Consider the following 17,529-nt stretch of genomic DNA (forward strand, 5'->3'; position numbering starts at 1 on the left):
TCAGGCCGCCGTGGACGAGGCGGGCTTTCTCCCCATGTAGGGGTACGTCTCGCGAAGGTACCCGGGCAGGCAGTCGTACTTGCCCGTGTAGGGACGCATCAGCGCGGAGTTGCGGACTTCCTCGGGCAGGCCCGGGTCCGAGAGCATGCGCCGGGTCACGAACCCCTTGTCCGTGGGGATTTCGTCCTTGCTGATGTCGAGCTTGGAAAGCTCGTGAATGGGCGAGTAGATGGCGTTGTAGACGTCTCGGGCGAAGCGCACCCAGCCTTCCCAGCCCTTCCAGGGGCCGTTGTGGTAGGCGTGGGCGTTGAGGTAGGGAACCCGGACCTTCTTGGCCACCTCGCCCGGACGCTTGCCGGTGAAGATGATGTCGGGCTCGAGCATGTCCATGGCTTCCAGGCCTTCCAGCTCGTTGGGGTCGTCGATGGCCAGGGCTCCCTCCTCGCAGCGGGCGATGCCCTTCTCCATATCGCCCTGGTGGCCGAACTTGGTGTAGACCGAGACCACGTCCACATGCATCTCGTCGTGGATCACGTGGGCCCAGTGCCACAGCTTGGAGCCGCCGGGCCACAGGCAGACCTTCTTGCCCTTGAGCCTGGCCGCGTACCAGTCCAGCTCGGGCTTCCAGCGGGCGGTTTCCTCCTCGATGATGGCCTTGGCCCGGTCCTCGATGCCGAAGAAGAGCGCCACCTTGCGCAGGGAGTCCCCCAGGGGCTTGAACCCGAAGCCGTCGATGTCCAGGCGGGGGGTTCCGTAGCGCTTTTTGAGTTCGTTGCAGATGTATTCGGCCGAGCGGGCGCATTCGAGCACGTTCAGGTGCGCCCGGTGCATGCCCCGCAGGTCGTCGTAGGAGCCGTTGCCCGTGAAGGTGGCGAGCACCTGGATGCCCATGCGCTTGAAGTAGTCGTCCATGACCACCTGGTCGCCCTGGATGTTGTATTCCCCCACGTAGTTGATCACGTAGTCGCTTTTGATCTCCGGTTCGTAGGTGCCCACCTTCTGCTTGAGCCAGGCGATGTTGATCTTGTGGTGCCCGCCGGACTGGCTGGGGCCGCCGAAGCCCGGGGAGTTGCACACGAAGATGTCCACATCGGGCAGCTCCTCCATGACCTCCTGGGCCACGGCCTCGATGTCGTCGCCGATGAGGGCCGAGGCGCAGGTCTGGTAAATGCTCATGCGCTTGATGTGCGGCATGGCCTTGAAGGCGTCGAGAATGCTCTGCTTGAGCATCTGCTCCGCCCCGAACACGATGTGCTTTTCCTTCATGTCCGTGGCGAAGGTGTACTTGATCTGAAAGTTGTCGTTGTCGCTTATGTAGCGCTTGGTCTGCCAGGTGTCGTAGGTGCATCCCACGGGACCGTGGCTCAGGTGGATGACGTCCTTCATGGGCGTTCCGATCACGTGCTTGGCGCCGCAATAGGCGCAGCCGCGCTCGGAGATGGTGCCCGGGATGGTGTTCAGATAGCCCAACGGCAGGGCGTCGGTCAGGGTTTCGCCGGGCCCCTTGATGACCGCGTGCTTCCCCCTTTCCGGAATGCATTCGCTGCACTTGAACAGGTGATATGGCATGAGTGGGCTCCCTTGAATGCTACAGAATGGCCGCGTCGCCGTGTTCGTCGGTGCGCACGCGCATGGCTTCCTCGACCGGGAGGACGAAGACCTTCCCGTCCCCGATCTGGGCGGTCTGGTTGACCTGGATGATGGTGTTGACGATCTGGTCCGCGTCGGCGTCGGGGACGACGACGGAGATCATGCGCTTGGGGACGTACTTCATGCCGCCGGAGCGCCCCAGCAGGTCGGCGGGCAGCTCGCAGGCCACTTCGGCGGCGATGCCGCGCTGATGGCCGCGTCCGAGCACGGACAGGGCCATGAAGCTGGGGTAGCCGAGCGCTTCCAGGGCGTCCTTGGTGGCCTTGACCTTCTTGGGCCGGATGATGGCGATGATCTCTTTCATGGCCGCCTCCGCCTACAGGCCCAACTGGCCGGTTCGGACGGTGAAGGCCTTGTCCACCGGGAGCACGAACACCTTGCCGTCGCCGAAGTTGCCCGTGTAGGCCTTGTACTTGATGAGCTTCATCACTTCGTCCACGTCCTTGTCGTCCACCACCATCATGATCATCACCTTGGGCAACTCGTCGTAATGGATGTCGCCCACCTTGATGCCCTTTTGCTTGCCCCGTCCGAAGGCCTGGATTTTGGTCATGGTGAAGAAGCCCGCCTCGGCCAGGCCCTCGGTGACGGTTTCCGCCGCGTCCGGGCGCACGATGGCCTTGATCATCTTCATTGGGTCGCTCCTTGTGTGTCGGGCGTCAGTCCGCGAGGCCGTACTTGACCACCATGGCTTCCAACTGGTCCATGCTGAGCGGCTTGGGGATAACGAAGTTGTCGTTGACGATGATCTTGTGGGCCAGCTCGCTGTATTCCTTGGCCTGGTCCTGCTGGTCGTCCCATTCGGTGACGGTCTTCTTGTTGAATTCGGCCTTCTGCACGATGTTGTCGCGGGGGACGAAGTGGATCATCTGGGTGCCGATGGCCTCGGTGAACTCTTCCAGAAACTCGCGTTCCTGATCCACCTTGCGGCTGTTGCAGATCACGCCGCCCAAACGCACGCCGCTCTGCTTGGCGTACTTCACCAGGCCCCGGCAGATGTTGTTGGCGGCGTAGACGGCCATCATCTCGCCCGAGGCCACGATGTAGACCTCCTGCGCCTTGCCGTCGCGGATGGGCATGGCGAAGCCGCCGCAGACCACGTCGCCCAGGACGTCGAAGAACACGAAGTCCAGGTCGTCGGTGTAGGCGCCGTTGGACTCCATGAGGTCGATGGCGGTGATGACCCCGCGCCCGGCGCAGCCCACGCCCGGCTCGGGTCCGCCGGACTCCACGCACTGGATGTCCATGTAGCCCCGCTTGATGACCTTATCGTTGGTGACTTTCTCCGCGCCGAGAATGCGCAGGGTGTCCATGATGGTTTCCTGGGGCTTGCCGCCCAGGATCAGGCGGGTGGAGTCGGCCTTGGGGTCGCAGCCGTGGATGAAGATCTTCTTGTCGTGGAAATGCGCCATGGCCGCGGCGGTGTTCTGGGTCGTGGTGGACTTGCCGATGCCGCCCTTGCCGTAGATAGCGATCTTGCGCGTCATGATTCTCTCCGTTTGGTAAAAGTCGAAATCGCGGCGTGCGGTTTCAGAGGGGCAAAGGCATAGACCGTGCCAACGACGGCGAAAACCGCGCCGGCGTGGCGTTTCGGGGAAAATCCTGTTGTAATGGGTCGAAGTATTTGAATTTTTTCAGGGACACCATGCGCTGGACATCAAGGGGCAAGCGCACACAGCGGTTTTCGGGACGAGAATGCGTACGCGACGGTACAAACCCGCCAAAAGGGCGTTCCCTGGGGAACACTTCGGACTCTCTTGTGTTTTTCCAGTAGGTTGAAGGCGGGACGGACGCTCCCCGTGGTCCCGGACTTCAGGGCCGGTGACCGGGACGTACACACCGGGCTCAAAAGGCCGCCCCAAAAGTCGATTCGCGCAGCCCGTTCAAAAAGCTCGCTGGCACGGCGCGAGAAACAGTCAAGCCGAAGCGGAGTCGGCATCCGTCGAGGGCTTGCGTTTTTTGGAGCGACGCAGCCAGCGAGGATTTGTCAACAGGCTGCTATGGATTGTGTTTGGCGGGAACCGTTTCGTCCATCGCCAAGAAGGTCAAGACGATCCGGGTAAAGGCGGCTGGCGCTTCAAATTGCACATGGTGCGTTCCACCTTTGAACTGAACCAGCCAAGCGCCAGGGATCAAGCTGGCCAGCACCGTTGAACTCTTCGTGCCCACGACCGTATCCGCCGTTCCGACCAGCAACATGACCTGATTCTTGATCAGCGTCATCTTTTTCAAGGGCGCCTTCCAACCCATGGCCGCCTGGATTTGTTTTTGTATCGTAGGGTTATCAGGCAAGGCTCTGCTTTTAAAGACGGCGGCAACGGCTTTTCCATCGATGGAAGTGGCATGGAGGATAGCTTTGCCGAAGCGCTCAGGAGAGTAAAGGAGCAAATTTTGTGTTGTCACGCTAGACTGTGAATAGCCGAGCACGTTTGTTTTTTGGACACCGAGTGAATCCAGCAGGCAGACAACGTCTTTCGCGAAAAGGCGATACGTGAATCGCTGGCCGTTGTCCGTGGAATACCCCATTCCCCGGTTGTCCATGAGGATCAATTGATACTTCCGCGATGCCTCCTCAATAAATTCCGGCGTCCAGTTTTCCATGGTGGCGCCGAGCCCGGTAAGCAACAGCAGTGGCTCACCAGAACCTATCAACTTGTACCCGATTTTGATTCCGTTGGCGTTTACCTGATAGATAGCATGTCCCTGGGAGTCTACGGCGATCTTTTCGCCCGCAGGCGCAATGTCTTTGGCCAAGGCGAGAGAAGCGGTGGTCCCCAAAAGCAGAACCAGGAGACACGAAACGCACAGAGTGACTCCTGTGAATCTTGAACGATAGGTCATGGTTTCCTCATGCCGGGTACGGCGATTGTTGCTCCAGGAAATACCTGGAGCGTTAAAAGTGGTACTTCCGCTGTGTTATGCGATGCCACGTTTCCATTGTCCGGTAGAGCATGAGGAAATAGGAAGGAATGCAAGGGGCATGTCGCCTGTTTGTCGTATCGGTGCCTGCGCTCAAGGCAATTTTTTTGTTGTAAAGAGGATGGCCATTGCAGCTTTCGCATGCAAATCTATAGCATGGGAGCACGCACGTGTCGACACGCTTTGGGAACACGCGCAAAATATTGTTTCGGAAGCCCGAGCGCAAGGTATCGCCCGTTCGCATCAGGCAGGCCGGGCCGCTTGCTGACGCCTTCCCCTTTTCAGGGGCGGGGTTGTCCCCTGCCCGTCATTTCGGACCGCGAAACGACTTGTAGGGAATGGCGTATTTCTTGATGCGCAGTCCCAGGGTCCTCCGGGTAATTCCCAACTCCTTGGAGGCCCTGCTCATGTTGCCCTGGTGCAGGCGGAGCGCCTCGACCAGCATTTCATATTCGACCGAGGACATCTTGGCGTCCAGCTTGCTACTGGTGTCGAGTTCGGAAATCACGGTGGACTGCAAGGACAGAGGCAGGTTGTAGCCGTGGATGGTGTCGTCCTCGGTCAGGATCACCGCCCGCTGGATGACGTTTTCCAACTCGCGCACGTTTCCCGGCCAGGGGTAGGCCATGAGCATGTTGAGCACCGGCGTGCTGATTCGGCCGATGCGCTTGCCGTTCTCCCGGGCGAAGCGGGCGACGAAATGCTCGGCGATGGTGATGATGTCGCTGCCGCGTTCGCGCAGCGGCGGAATGACCAGGGGAAAGACGTTGAGCCGGTAGTAGAGGTCCTGGCGGAACGTCCCCTCGGCGCACATGGCCGCGAGGTCCCGGTTGGTGGCGGCGATGATGCGGATATCGACCTTGATCGGCCTGTTGCCGCCCACGCGTTCGAAGGTGCGCTCCTGGAGCACGCGCAGGATCTTGGCCTGCATGCCGAGCGACAGCTCGCCCACCTCGTCGAGAAAAATGGTGCCTCCGTTGGCCTCTTCGAAGCGTCCCTTGCGGGCCTGGCTCGCTCCGGTGAACGAGCCCTTCTCGTGGCCGAAGAGTTCGCTTTCCAGAATGCTCTCGGGGAGCGCGGCGCAGTTGAACTTGACCATCGGTCCACCCGGCGCGACGCCTTCGCCGTGGATCGCGTCGGCGATCATCTCCTTGCCGACTCCGCTTTCGCCGAGCAACAGCACGGTGGTGTTGGTTTTGGCCACCTTGGTGATCAGGGCGAAGACCTCCTCCATCACCTTGGAAGCGCCGATGATCTTGGCCGGTTTGAACCGGGGCTTGAGCTTGCCCATGAGCTCGCGCGTCTGGCGTTCCCACTGGACCTTGTCCACGTTTTCCACAAGATAGAGTTCGACGGCCTGGGCCAACATGTAGGAAACCACCGTGAGGGCGTCGACATGCTTGGAAAGAAGCGCGTCGCTGTCGTACAGACGTTCCGCGCTGATCGTGCCAAGCACCTTGGTCGCGCGCGCAATGGGCACGCACACGAAAGACATTTCCGCGTCTTCGTTGGCGGACAGGCTGCCGGTGCGATTCAAAAATGTCGGTTCGTTGCCGATACGCGGTACGATAAATGTCTTTGCCGCTTCCACGACCTTGCCGGTAACCCCTTCGCCCAGATAATAGACCCCGCGCGCCTGCTCCTCATCGGTGAGGCCCATGCTTTTATGGATGAAGATGCGTCCGGTTTCCCGGTGGTACAGATTCACCATGGCCCGGGTGAATCCCATGTGGAGGCTCATGTAATCGAGCAGACAATCCAGGGCCAGCGACAGGTCGTTTTGCTCCGAAATAGCCTGCCCCATGGCGGCGAGCAACGGGATGATCTTGCCCCGGCACACCCCGGCATGGCATTCTTTGGGCAGGGAAAAGCGCTGCCTTTCCTCGCAGGTCATCTGGTCTTCAATTTTGTTCACGGTAATGCTCCAGGCGACTGCGGGCTTGGCCCAAAAGGGCAACCAACGCGCGCCGCCGTAACTGGCCGGTCGCTTTCGCTCGCGCGGTTCAAGGACAAGAACACCAGAGACTTCGACAGGTTACATGCTTCCTGGAAGGGGAGGTCGGCCGGACCGACATGGAATTCGGCCAGTCTTCCGGAGTGTGTGTCAAGCAAGGTTTGTGCCATCTCAAAGGGACGATCGCGCAACGCTTTGAGGGCAGAGAGGGCCCGGTTCTCGCATCGGGAGGATCAGCCGGATGAGTCGAAAATATGTTGCGGGTGCGCACTCATGAAGTCTATAATTAAAAGAAATGATTTGGCCTGAAAGAGACCAACAGGGAACTGACCAGACATCCTCGGATCAGGAACAATCAAGAATTGTCAAATCAAGCCTTTCCTGCCACAAATGAGGTAATTTTCGTTGGAAAATGAAACCTTTATGGTGTTTGCTGAACTCGTGGCCGGTCAAAGTCCGCTTCAGAAAAAAGCCATAAATGCATTTCTTTCTCGGCAAGATCGGGCGTATTGGCAGGATGCCAATGCTTTTGCAGACAACATGCTGTCCCTTCTCGATGCGAAGGGATTGTCTCCGGCGTATGTGGCCGATGCCTACCTCAAAATATGCAAGGACATGTTGCGTCAGCAGATGCTTTTCAAGCGTGCCGGGGTATATAGCTGTACAGATTCAAAGCATGCTTTTGAAAATGTGTACAGTTCCGAGACGGAAATGGCGTCGTACATGTACGGATTGGCCCTCTCGCAGTTTCTCTGGCCAAATCACTATGCAATTTTCAAGTTCTTTAAGCAAACGTGTCGGCTGCATTCAAACGCGACCCGGTATCTTGAGATCGGCCCGGGACATGGGGTCTATCTTGCCGAAGCAATGAATATTTTCAAAAATACAGCTTTTTCTGCTGTGGACATCAGTCCTGTCTCTCTGCGTATTTCAAAGGAGGTCGTTGACCACTTTACGCGGGGGAAAGAATGCGATTTCATCGTGAACGATGTGCGGAACTTTTCAGGGGAAGCGTATGACTTTCTATGCATGTGCGAGGTGCTGGAGCACCTGGACGAAACTATCCCGTTGCTTGAGAAATTGTATTCAATGACTGCTGAAAATGGTCGTGTTTTCATAACGACATGTGCAAACTGTCCTGCAGTTGACCATACCTATCTTTACGACAGCGTTGGGCACATCCGCAATGAGCTCAGGGCTGCTGGTTTTTCCATAGAGAGAGAGCTTGTGCTTGGCGTTGGTGATATACCGGAGTCCGAGTGGGATGTGCAGAAGGCTGAGATCAACTATGCAGCCGTGCTTGTCCGCTAGCTGCTCGTTGAAAATTCCAGCTGGTAGTGGGATGCTATAATAAATTATTTTTGTTTTTTGCAAATTGCATGGATAATTGTCCTCATGGACAGGATTTTATGAATTGCGGAAACGGTCAATTCTTCTAGCAAAAAGTGAAAGAGTACATATATGGTGGATGATTTCGAGACTATTCAAGTCGGTGACCAAGCGGAGTTGAACCATAAGATTTCTATTCAAGATGTCCAGACGTTTTGCGATCTGACGGGAGACAACAATCCTTTGCATATGGATGACGCCTTTGCCCAGGACACGGGGTTCGGCAAGCGAGTGGTGCACGGGATGCTGACCGCGTCTTTCCTTTCAACGATTATTGGTACGAAGCTCCCCGGCAAAGGGGCCTTGTGGTTTGAGCAGTCTATTCACTTTTTGCGTCCGGTGCGCCTTGATGAAGTCATCACTGTACGGGTGACCGTTCTGCAAAAGAGCTTGTCACAGCGGATTCTTGTCTTGGAGACAATCATTCTCGGGGAAGCCGGGGATCGCGTTCTGGAAGGCGAGGCAAAAGTGAAGGTGCTGAAGCCGAAAGTCATGGAGGAGAGGAAAATGAACGGTATCGAAAAAGGGGCTGTCATTGTAACCGGGGCCAGTCGAGGCATCGGGGCGGCAATAGCGCTCGCGCTGGCCAAAGCGGGGCACCCTATCGTGGTCAATTGCTCTTCGAGCATAGATCAGGCCCGGGAGGTCGTTTCCGAGATCCTCTCTGGCGGTGGCGAAGCGATTGCGTACCAGGCGGATGTTCGTGACCCGGAGCAGGTATTGGCCATGGTGGAAGAGACCAAGGCCCGGTATGATCATTTCGCGGGGTGTGTTCATAATGCGTCCAGCAGGATCATCCCGACCTTGTTCGCCGATATGAAATGGGATCAGATTCAGACGCACCTTGATATTATGCTAAAAGGTGCCTTTAATCTGTGTTCAAGCCTGTTGCCTTACCTCGTCGAGGGGAAAGCTGGATTGTTCCTGACCATAGGGAGTACTTCCGCAGATAGCGTTCCACCCACGCAGTTCGCTCACTACGCTTCAGCGAAGGCCGCCCTGGCCGCTTTTACGCGATGCATTGCCGTGGAGTATGGTCCCAAAGGAATTCGCGCCATGACGGTTTCACCTTCCATGACCCAGACCACAATGATTGCAGGGATGCCAGAAAAAGCCAAAATGGTCGCAAAGATGCAAACACCGTTGCGTCGCCTTGCGGTTCCTGAGGATATCGCAAGCCTTGTAGCGTTTCTCTTCAGTCCCGGGGCGTCATTCCTAACCGGTCAGAATTTTAGGGTAAGCGGTGGGTCTGTAATGGAGTAGCCTGCCAAATTCGAAATGGGGAGAAGCGGGAGACTGGACTTGGAGCGAATGAAGGAAATTTATGAGTAACACGTCATATTCAGAGATGCAAAAGATCGTCAATTCGACTGACTTTAGCGAATTTACGCCGCTCAACATTGCTGTATTGCGAAATATAACGATTGAAGCGATTGTTCCGATCCTGCAGTTTTATGGCTTGCAAATGCACTTTGATACGAAGGTGGTCTTTGGTGAATATGACAATGTGTATCAGGAAGTGTTCGGGGAAAGCACTGCCCTGATTAATAATGAAACAGATTGCGTGCTGGTCTTTTTATATCTCGAAACATTGTCGCCCGATATCGCTTTACGGTTTTCCTCTCTTGGCGAGGCGGCCTTGCAAGCCGAAGTGGAGCGTCTGGGGAAATATTTTCGTGAGTTGGTTTCAGGGATTCGGGGAAAAACAGATGGACTTGTTTTATTTTGCGGATTCGAAATTCCACCCCATCCTGCGATGGGCATATGGGATGCCCAGAACGAACATGGGCAAGCAAACACAATCCGTCATCTGAACGAGCTGATTCGTCACGCATGTCGAAGTACTTTGAATGCTTATTATTTTGACCTAGCTGTACTCTCTGGACGTCTAGGGTGGTCAACATATCTTGATCAGCGGTTGTGGCATTTGGGGCGTGCTCCCTACAGCCGAGCAGCGCTCACGGAAATTGGCTTTGAAGTCTTTCGTTTTGTCCGGGCGTATAAGGGAAAAAATAAAAAATGTCTGGTTCTGGATTGTGACAACACCCTCTGGGGAGGGATCATTGGGGAAGATAAACTCCAAAATATTAAACTTGGCCAAACATTTCCTGGATCTTATTATGTTGAGTTTCAAAATGAAATAGTGAATTTGTATAACCGAGGTATAATCTTGGCGCTTTGCTCAAAAAACAATGAAGCGGATGTGTGGGAGGTTTTCGATAAACATACGGATATGGTGCTTAAGAGAGAGCATATAGCTGCCTGGGAAATTAATTGGGAGGACAAGGCGTCCAATCTAATGCGTCTGGCCAACACTCTGAACATTGGTTTGGAGAGTATGGTCTTTGTGGATGATTCCGAATTTGAAATCAATCTTGTCCGGGCAGCTCTGCCGGAAGTGGAAACCATACCCCTTCCGAAATCAACTCCTGGATCTTATAAAAGGATTTTGTCCGGATGCGGTCTCTTCGACTCGCTATCGATATCTGAAGAAGACAAACAGCGCGGGGCCATGTATAGGGCAGATATTCAAAGAAAGTCTCTGCATATAAAATCTGTCGACATGGAGTCCTACTACAAGTCTCTGTGTATGGATATCGAGATAACTTTTGCGGAAGCGTTTTCCATTCCGAGGATATCCCAGCTAACACAAAAGACAAATCAGTTTAACCTTACAACGAGGCGCTACAGCGAAGTAGATATTGAGAGGTTCTCCGCTGCAAGTTCTCATGATGTTTTTTGTGTCAAATTGGCAGATAGGTTTGGTGGGTTGGGGATCGTTGGCGTTTGTGTGCTGAACTATACGGAAGACTACGCAGTGTTTGATTCGTTTCTGCTCTCGTGCAGGGTCCTCGGTCGGGGAGTTGAGCGCGTTTTGCTACACGAAGCTCTTGCTTTGGCTCAGGGGAAAGGATTTACAAAAGCGGTTGGTGTGTATATCCCTACCCGCAAAAACGCGCAGGTCGAGAGCTTTTATGAAAACAACGGATTTTATAGGCTTTCAATGACCCTTGATCCTGGGGGGGTGGCATTCGCTTTTGACCTGACGCGGGATATTCCAGGGAAACCGGATTTTTTTAACTCCATAACGTCAAATATTACCAGCGAGGGTTGAGTACGCCATGATTGATAAAGTGCGTGAAATTATTGCATCTGTCCTCAAGATTCCTGTCGAGCAGATTACGGAGGCTTCTTCTCCCGATACGATTGAGGCATGGGATTCACTGAAACATATCAATATAGTTCTTGCTCTAGAACAGGAATTTGATGTCCAATTCAGTGACGAACAGATTACGACCATGGTTTCTGTCGAGCTTATTGTAGAAAATATCAAGGAAGTTTTGGGCTAACGAATGCCTCGCTTTCATTATACTTACCATGACGTTGTTCGCGCTCTTCAGAGTTGTGGTATCAAGCGTGGTGATATTGTCTTCAGCCACATATCGCTTCTCCCGCTTGGCATCCCCGAGGAAGCGTATCAAGGGAAGGACTCCTTTGATGTAGTCCTCTCAGCCATGCTTGACGTTCTTGGCCCGGAGGGATCGTTTTTCACGCCGACATATTCGTACAGCTTCTGCGCAAGGGCCCCATATGATCCAGTCAACACGCCGTCTGAAGTGGGTCCTTTTGGCAACCGTTTCCGTAAATTGCAGGGTGTGAAGCGTTCATCGGACCCAATATTTTCGGTAGCCGGAATAGGTCCTGCAGTTGATGAGCTCTTTCGCGATCTTCCCAATGACTGTTTTGGGCCCGATTGTCTATACGCTCGTTTGGAAACGGCGGGCGCTAAGTTGTGCCAGATTGGGCTTGACATATATTACTTTACTGGAATCCACTATCTTGAACAAGCGTGCAATGCTCCGCACCGATATCGAAAGCTATTCTCAGGTGTAATCCGGGAGGGAAACAGTACAAGGCGGGAGCGTTGGATCTATTCCGTGAGAACATTTGGCGACTTTAGCCTGCCTCAGTTTGACAGAGCACAGGAGCAATTGATAGCACAAAGCAGTTGCAACGTTGTATCGTTAGGGCTGGCAAGTATTACCGTGGCATCAATTGAAGACATATTTTCAGTTGCCAGAAGAATGTTAATCCATAATCCAATGTGCTTTGCCAGAGATCCGGATGTCAATCCACTCGAAGAAGAAATTCGCCGTGTTCCCCCAAGGCGCTCGCCGGTCACAATACCGAGGGATGCCTCGCTGCAGACTTTACTCGCATCCTTGTCTCCACTGCCCCGCGACATTGTTTCCGACGGCTATGATGATGCCATCGACTCCATTGCCAGTATTGTCCCCATGCATGTCCATGCCTATCCAACAGGTGAAGAATGCTTTTCCTGGATAGTACCAGAAAAGTGGACTTGCCGAGAGGCGCGTCTTGAAACGCTTGACGGAGAAACAATATTTTCTTCCCGCGACCACAGATTGCATGTGATTTCCTATTCGTTGCCGTTTGATGGCGAGGTGAACAGGGAAGAGCTTTTCAAGCATCTGTATACGCACGATACGTTGCAGGATGCTATTCCTTTTATTTTTAAATATTATGAACGAGACTGGGGATTGTGCTGTACGCAAGAGCAAAAAGAATCTCTTGAGGACGACGCATATCGTGTGGTAATTGATGCCGAGTTCAGCAAGGGGGAGCTGAAGGTTGGGGAGATTCTTGTTCGTGGAGCAAGCGAAGAGTCTTTTATTTTATGCACCCATCTTTGCCATCCCTGCATGGCCAACGATGATACAAGCGGAGTTGTTGCAGCGATAGAGATTTCAAAAAGACTCAAGAGAAAATCACGTCTGCGTTATACATATAGGATTTTGTTTTTACCGGAAACAATTGGTTCCGCGGCGTACTTGAGTCATAATATGCACATGGTCAAGACTTTTCGCGCTGGCCTTTTTTTGGAAATGCTGGCCACAGTGCACCCTTATTCTTTGCAATTTTCGTTAGAAGGCAACAGTGAGATTGATCAAATCTGTTCACTCGTTGTTAAAGAGCATGATCCTGAATCGTGGTGTGCTCCGTTTGGCAAAGTCGTGCTCAACGATGAGCGCATGTTCAATTCGCAGGGCATCAATGTACCTATGGCCTCTCTTTCCAGGGTCCTTCCCCCCAGTCACAAGGATCACCCGTACCGGGGATATCATACCTCTTTGGATAACGTTTCTTCGGCGGACATTGAACACCTTGAGGACTCAGTCAATCTCACGATGAAAATCATTGAGGCTTTCGAGGCAAATCGCATTCCCATTCCCTTGTTTACGGGTGAAATTTTCATCTCCCGATTCAACAAGTTGGATTATGGAACGATGGCAGAGATCATTCATAGTGTGACGTATTACATAAACGGACGCCTGAGCATTGCTGAAATAGCAGACAAAACGGGTTTCTCTTTTTCTGCCGTGGAAAATTATCTAAATTTGCTTTATCTTGAAAAATTGATAGATTGGAAATAGGTACTTTTTGTGCTTTTTTTTGAATGCGACGTTTATGCGAGGATGCGCACGAAACGCTTGGCAATGCCATTGCCTTGGGGCTCGCCCACAGAGGACGGCGAGTCCTTGATCCCAAGGAAGGCGATCTCCCGCTGAAAATCCTCCGAGATGAATTGACTGCCGTGGTCGTGGCGTAGCATCAGTCCGGCCGCTGCGTCCTTGTCGAACACCCCAAAGCTGCGGCGCACGCCCTGCCGGATCGGCTCCAGGGCTTCGAGCCGGGTCCCGCGCTTGGCGGCATGAATGCCGACCAGTTCCAGCGAGCAGTGATCGATATCGAAAAATATCGAGGCGTTGCCTTCCGCGAGGGTCAGGGGCGTGGTCATGTCCGTGCCCCACATTTCGTCCACGCGCCCGGTTCTGATCGTGCCGGTATGGGCCTTGGGTCCGTGCGGCCGGCCTGGACGCTTGTGCGCCAGCAGACGGTTTTGGCGCATCAGACGTAGCGTACGTTCCTTGGAGGTCCGCACGCCTTTGTCGCGCAGCATGGCCCAGACCTTGCGGTACCCCTCGCCGGTAAACGGACTTTCAGCGAGGACGCCCTTGATCTCGCCCACCAGCTCGACGTCGGTGTGAAAACCACGAGGACCGCGACGCCTGGGCTCCGTGTCTGAGGGCTGGCGTCGCCAGTACACCGTTGAACGGGCCACGTCCCAGATGCGGCAGACCCTGGTCACGCCGAAAGGCCTGCCTGTGAAGGCGGAAGAGGTGCGGCTCACTTCCTCGACCGCCTGTGGGCCAAAGGGCGGTTTTGCTCCATGCGGACAATCTTTTCCCGCAACAGCTCGATCTCCATGGCCTGCTCGCCGATCTTGGACTGGAGCCGGTCCACCTCGACGCTCTCCCTGACCGGACGGGGTTTCAACCCGGATTCTCCGCCTTCAAGGAACATATCGCGCCACTCGCTGAGTTCCGCCGCCGTGACGCCAAGCTCGCGGCTGACGTGTTCCAGGTCCTCACCGCGAAGAAGCCTGAGAACGACCTGCGCCTTGTGCTTGGCCCAATACCGCTTCCGACCCGTCGATTCGTTGCCCATCCGACACCTCCAGGACGATCGATCCATACGTCCAAGTTGGTGTCCAAGAAAACCCTAAGGCAATCCAGAGCGATGTTCGGCCAGATCAAGGACGCTCAGGGTCATATCCGCTTTCTATTGCGCGGGTTGGCCAAGGAGAAGGGAGCAATTTGTACCCTGGCGCCTGACAGACAACCTGCTCAAGCTTTCGCCGCTACACCCGGGAAGCATACAGGGTATGGGCGATCCAGGGGCGTGGGTCGTCTGGCCGATGGATGATATGAAACTGATTATCCTGCAGAAAAGACTGGACAAGCGACAGAGTCTTGAGGTGGCTATCCTGGTCGTTTTGTGACAGGAAATCATGGCACGCGATGCTTACATGCCGTACCTTGCTGATCGACTGGCGCATGCCTTCAATGGCGTAGCGCTCGAAACCCTCTATATTCATCTTAAGAAAATCAATGGAATCGAGCTGATACCGTTGCACCACGCTATCAATCGTCAGGCTTTCGACAGCGGTCTTGGTGGAGCCGTGAAAGGCGACTCGGCTCTCGACGTGGTTCGGCATTTCCTGAAAATACGTCTGCCCACATATGTTGGAAATTGCGGCATGGAAGCTCTGGACGTGCGCCAAGGCATTGAGTTCAATATTTTTCTGAAGAATGGCGAACAAAGAGGGTACGGCTTCAAAAGAAAAAACTTTCCCGTGCGGGGCGCAGGCTGCGGCAAAACACAGTGTCTCATAGCCAATGCCAGCGCCTACATCAAAAACGACATCACCAGGCTTTATCTTGTAACCATAATTGTAGTAGTCGTATGTTGCGGAAAAAAGTTCATCCCTGGTTTGCAAACATAAACCCAGATCAACAAAAGTATAGTCTTTATGCTTATGAACCCAATAGTTGTCAACACTTGAAACACAGCAAAATTGCTTGTTGCGCACTGTGGCGTAGATCGAAGCAAGCAATGCAACAAGTCTCTTGTTACTTTTATTGACCAGTAAACCTTTAAATTGCCGAATCATTATAAATCTTCCTTTTAGACGTTATTGGTTCGGCTAGAGCCATGAAATCGGCTCGCTCGTCAGGCTCACAGCTATCGCGGGATTTCTCCTTTGTATTACAAACAATTGTATTACTCGGTGTATAAAACTCCTATGAACTTATCCATAAAGAATTTCGGCTCTTCCGGGTTTTCCGTGGGTAGGCCCAGTCAGGATCCGGCGGGGTAGAGGTCCAGGCCGCCGCAGAAGAAGGAGATGGCGGTTTTGAAGTGGTCCCTGTTGCGGTAGCCGCAGGCTTTCCGCTTGATGGCCATGATCTTGCTGTTGAGTCCTTCGCCCACGCCGTTGGTGACTCGGTGGCGGCAGAAAGTCAGAATGTTCTCCAGATGGCGCTGGATCAGCCCGCCCACCTTTTGCATCGGCGACAAGCCGGACTTGTTCACCCATTTCAGCCACCGGTTCACGAAACGCCTCGCCCAGCCTATGCTCAAGGATTTCCAGATGTTGTTCAGGCTTTTTTTCATGGCCCAGGCCTTCGCCACCTTGAGGTTCGCCGCTTTCAAGGACTCCAGAGTCGGACGGTGCTTGTCCGGGAGATTCGCCTCCTGGTAGAGCCAGAGGTATTTCGTGCCCTTGAGCCGGTGGTCATCCTGCCCCGTCAGCTCGCGGTGCTCCTGCTTGCGCACCCGGTCCACCGCCTCTCCCACGTGCTTCATGATGTGGAACCGGTCGTGGACGATCTTCCCCGCCGCGCCCTTCAACCGTGTTCAACTTGACAGCCTCGACACACCAAGGCTCGGTCAGGCCGAGAATACGCGAATACAGGTCCGTGTCCGTCATGAGTGTCCTCCCTGGAGGACTTTAGCCGGGCTGAGACCCACGGGAAAGCCAGAAGGACCTCGATTGGGGTCCCATGCCTGAGGACCCCTCAGTCAGGCTGCGCTGGGAAGTGGCTCAGGAATTGACTCCTGTTTTGCAGAAGCGATTTCAAGCAATTTTTGCCCTTGAGAGGCGTCAGAAGCAGGAAGCCGCCATGCGGCATCTGCACGAGAAGCTCAGAAAAGTGGATCCGCTCTATGAGCGGACGATGCACATTCTTGAATACCATACAGGATGTTTGCACACCCCCTGCCGGAGAGCCTTATCCAGAGAGTTGGAGGACAATCCCCACGCGTTTATGGAGTTGTATAGCAATTTGCGAGAGATTGCCGAACGCGTGGAGCGCCGTTCACACGCACGCGGACGTGCGGCGACCGCCAGGTGCAGCGCTGGCAACAAAACCGCTACCACCCTCGCAAAGGATGAGAAACGCGCCGTGCTTGATCGTCTTCACAGCGGCCAGGGCAAAGATGAAGACCTGATGCGTTACCTGGAACTGTGCGGCGTGGCTGACAGGCTGGGCGGCACATCGTAAATACAGCCAGTCAAAGGAGCATGCATATATGGAAGGTTATCCAAGCCACCCTGCGGGTATGGAACCTCAACACCCGACGGAAGTAGCCTACGAGGCTCATATTCTGACTAACGGCGACCCGGTTGAGGGGATGGCGGCTGCGAAGCTGAAAGCTGGTCAACGGCCAGGAGGGGTTACAGGGCGGCAGTCTTTTCACAAACAGTGCGGGTTCACAGGGTTCTCCCAATGCATCCGGCACCGTGCTGGCCCAGAGCAAAGCAGCGCAACCCGTGCAACAACAACCTGACGCGGCTCCCCAGGGGCATCGGGATTACCTTAACCCGCAACCCGCAACCCGCAACCCGACGGAAGCCTCCAGATCAAGGGGCCTCTCTACTTACGATGGGTAAAACCGCCAGGGTGGATAAACAGCATAATCGGAGGAGTAATCACAAGTCGTCTCGGAGGGATTAAGGGGATAATATCACCCTGGGCCACTCAATTGTTAGGTGGTGCCATAGCTGGAGAACTCCTTGATGACCTGGATTTCAGGTATCCCTGGCTAACATGGGAGCCTGAACAGGCAGCCCCGCCGACGCAGCCGGAGCAGCAAGCTCCATTCGAAGCGAGCCCTAACGAGGGACTAGCCTGACAGAACTTTGCACCGACAAGGGCCGGGAAACCGGCCTTTCTGACTAAGAGCAATGC

At 54.5% G+C, this 17,529-nt stretch carries 15 protein-coding genes and 1 pseudogene; 6 read left to right on the forward strand and 10 right to left on the reverse strand.

Annotation, left to right across the window (positions count from 1 at the left end):
- From anfD to ACYQ01_RS10740, 6 genes are all read right to left on the reverse strand, one after another.
- Entirely contained in the window at positions 1-1,569 is a 1,569-nt protein-coding gene (gene anfD / locus ACYQ01_RS10715) for a nitrogenase iron-iron protein, alpha chain (RefSeq protein WP_459933832.1), read from the reverse strand.
- Positions 1,570-1,588: 19 nt separating this feature from the next.
- Positions 1,589-1,954 carry a P-II family nitrogen regulator gene (locus tag ACYQ01_RS10720; RefSeq protein WP_459933833.1) on the reverse strand — a complete coding sequence of 122 codons (366 nt, stop codon included), beginning with the start codon at positions 1,952-1,954 and terminating at the stop codon, positions 1,589-1,591.
- 12 nt (positions 1,955-1,966) lie between these two features.
- Positions 1,967-2,284, reverse strand: coding sequence for a P-II family nitrogen regulator (locus ACYQ01_RS10725; protein ID WP_459933834.1), 318 nt, complete (start codon positions 2,282-2,284; stop codon positions 1,967-1,969).
- 25 nt (positions 2,285-2,309) lie between these two features.
- Complete coding sequence (nifH, locus tag ACYQ01_RS10730; RefSeq protein ID WP_459933835.1) at positions 2,310-3,137, reverse strand: nitrogenase iron protein; 828 nt, start codon at positions 3,135-3,137, stop codon at positions 2,310-2,312.
- A gap of 511 nt (positions 3,138-3,648) precedes the next feature.
- Entirely contained in the window at positions 3,649-4,491 is an 843-nt protein-coding gene (locus ACYQ01_RS10735; protein WP_459933836.1) for an alpha/beta fold hydrolase, read from the reverse strand.
- 385 nt (positions 4,492-4,876) lie between these two features.
- Positions 4,877-6,484: a sigma 54-interacting transcriptional regulator gene (locus tag ACYQ01_RS10740; RefSeq protein WP_459933837.1), complete on the reverse strand. Its 1,608-nt coding sequence runs from the start codon at positions 6,482-6,484 to the stop codon at positions 4,877-4,879.
- 444 nt (positions 6,485-6,928) lie between these two features.
- On the opposite strand from ACYQ01_RS10740, the gene ACYQ01_RS10745 reads away from it, so the two are divergent.
- The 5 genes from ACYQ01_RS10745 to ACYQ01_RS10765 all read left to right on the forward strand — a co-directional run bounded on the left by ACYQ01_RS10745 (position 6,929) and on the right by ACYQ01_RS10765 (position 13,368).
- A complete protein-coding gene (locus tag ACYQ01_RS10745; protein WP_459933838.1) occupies positions 6,929-7,834 on the forward strand; it encodes a class I SAM-dependent methyltransferase in 906 nt (301 codons plus the stop codon).
- A gap of 150 nt (positions 7,835-7,984) precedes the next feature.
- Entirely contained in the window at positions 7,985-9,175 is a 1,191-nt protein-coding gene (locus ACYQ01_RS10750; protein WP_459933839.1) for an SDR family oxidoreductase, read from the forward strand.
- A gap of 61 nt (positions 9,176-9,236) precedes the next feature.
- Positions 9,237-11,027, forward strand: a complete 1,791-nt coding sequence (locus tag ACYQ01_RS10755; protein ID WP_459933840.1) for an HAD-IIIC family phosphatase — start codon at positions 9,237-9,239, stop codon at positions 11,025-11,027.
- A 7-nt stretch (positions 11,028-11,034) separates the two neighbouring features.
- Positions 11,035-11,262 carry an acyl carrier protein gene (locus ACYQ01_RS10760; RefSeq protein ID WP_459933841.1) on the forward strand — a complete coding sequence of 76 codons (228 nt, stop codon included), beginning with the start codon at positions 11,035-11,037 and terminating at the stop codon, positions 11,260-11,262.
- Positions 11,263-11,265: 3 nt separating this feature from the next.
- The gene (locus ACYQ01_RS10765; RefSeq protein ID WP_459933842.1) at positions 11,266-13,368 is read left to right on the forward strand and encodes a DUF4910 domain-containing protein; all 2,103 of its coding nucleotides are present in this window, start codon (positions 11,266-11,268) and stop codon (positions 13,366-13,368) included.
- Positions 13,369-13,400: 32 nt separating this feature from the next.
- Here ACYQ01_RS10765 and ACYQ01_RS10770 read toward each other — a convergent pair whose 3' ends face one another.
- The 4 genes and pseudogenes from ACYQ01_RS10770 to ACYQ01_RS10785 form a co-directional block, all read right to left on the reverse strand.
- Positions 13,401-14,126 (reverse strand): IS3 family transposase, encoded by a 726-nt coding sequence (locus ACYQ01_RS10770; protein WP_459933843.1) that lies wholly within the window; start codon positions 14,124-14,126, stop codon positions 13,401-13,403.
- Entirely contained in the window at positions 14,123-14,443 is a 321-nt protein-coding gene (locus tag ACYQ01_RS10775; RefSeq protein ID WP_459931911.1) for a transposase, read from the reverse strand. The genes ACYQ01_RS10770 and ACYQ01_RS10775 overlap by 4 nt, the downstream gene beginning before the upstream one ends.
- A gap of 193 nt (positions 14,444-14,636) precedes the next feature.
- Complete coding sequence (locus ACYQ01_RS10780; RefSeq protein WP_459933844.1) at positions 14,637-15,449, reverse strand: FkbM family methyltransferase; 813 nt, start codon at positions 15,447-15,449, stop codon at positions 14,637-14,639.
- A gap of 188 nt (positions 15,450-15,637) precedes the next feature.
- Positions 15,638-16,180 (reverse strand): annotated as a pseudogene (locus ACYQ01_RS10785) (ISL3 family transposase); the annotation flags it as partial.
- 161 nt (positions 16,181-16,341) lie between these two features.
- Here ACYQ01_RS10785 and ACYQ01_RS10790 point away from each other — a divergent pair.
- Entirely contained in the window at positions 16,342-16,842 is a 501-nt protein-coding gene (locus ACYQ01_RS10790) for a hypothetical protein (protein WP_459933845.1), read from the forward strand.
- Positions 16,843-17,529: the final 687 nt, after the last annotated feature.

It is taken from the genome of Fundidesulfovibrio butyratiphilus (assembly GCF_054657235.1).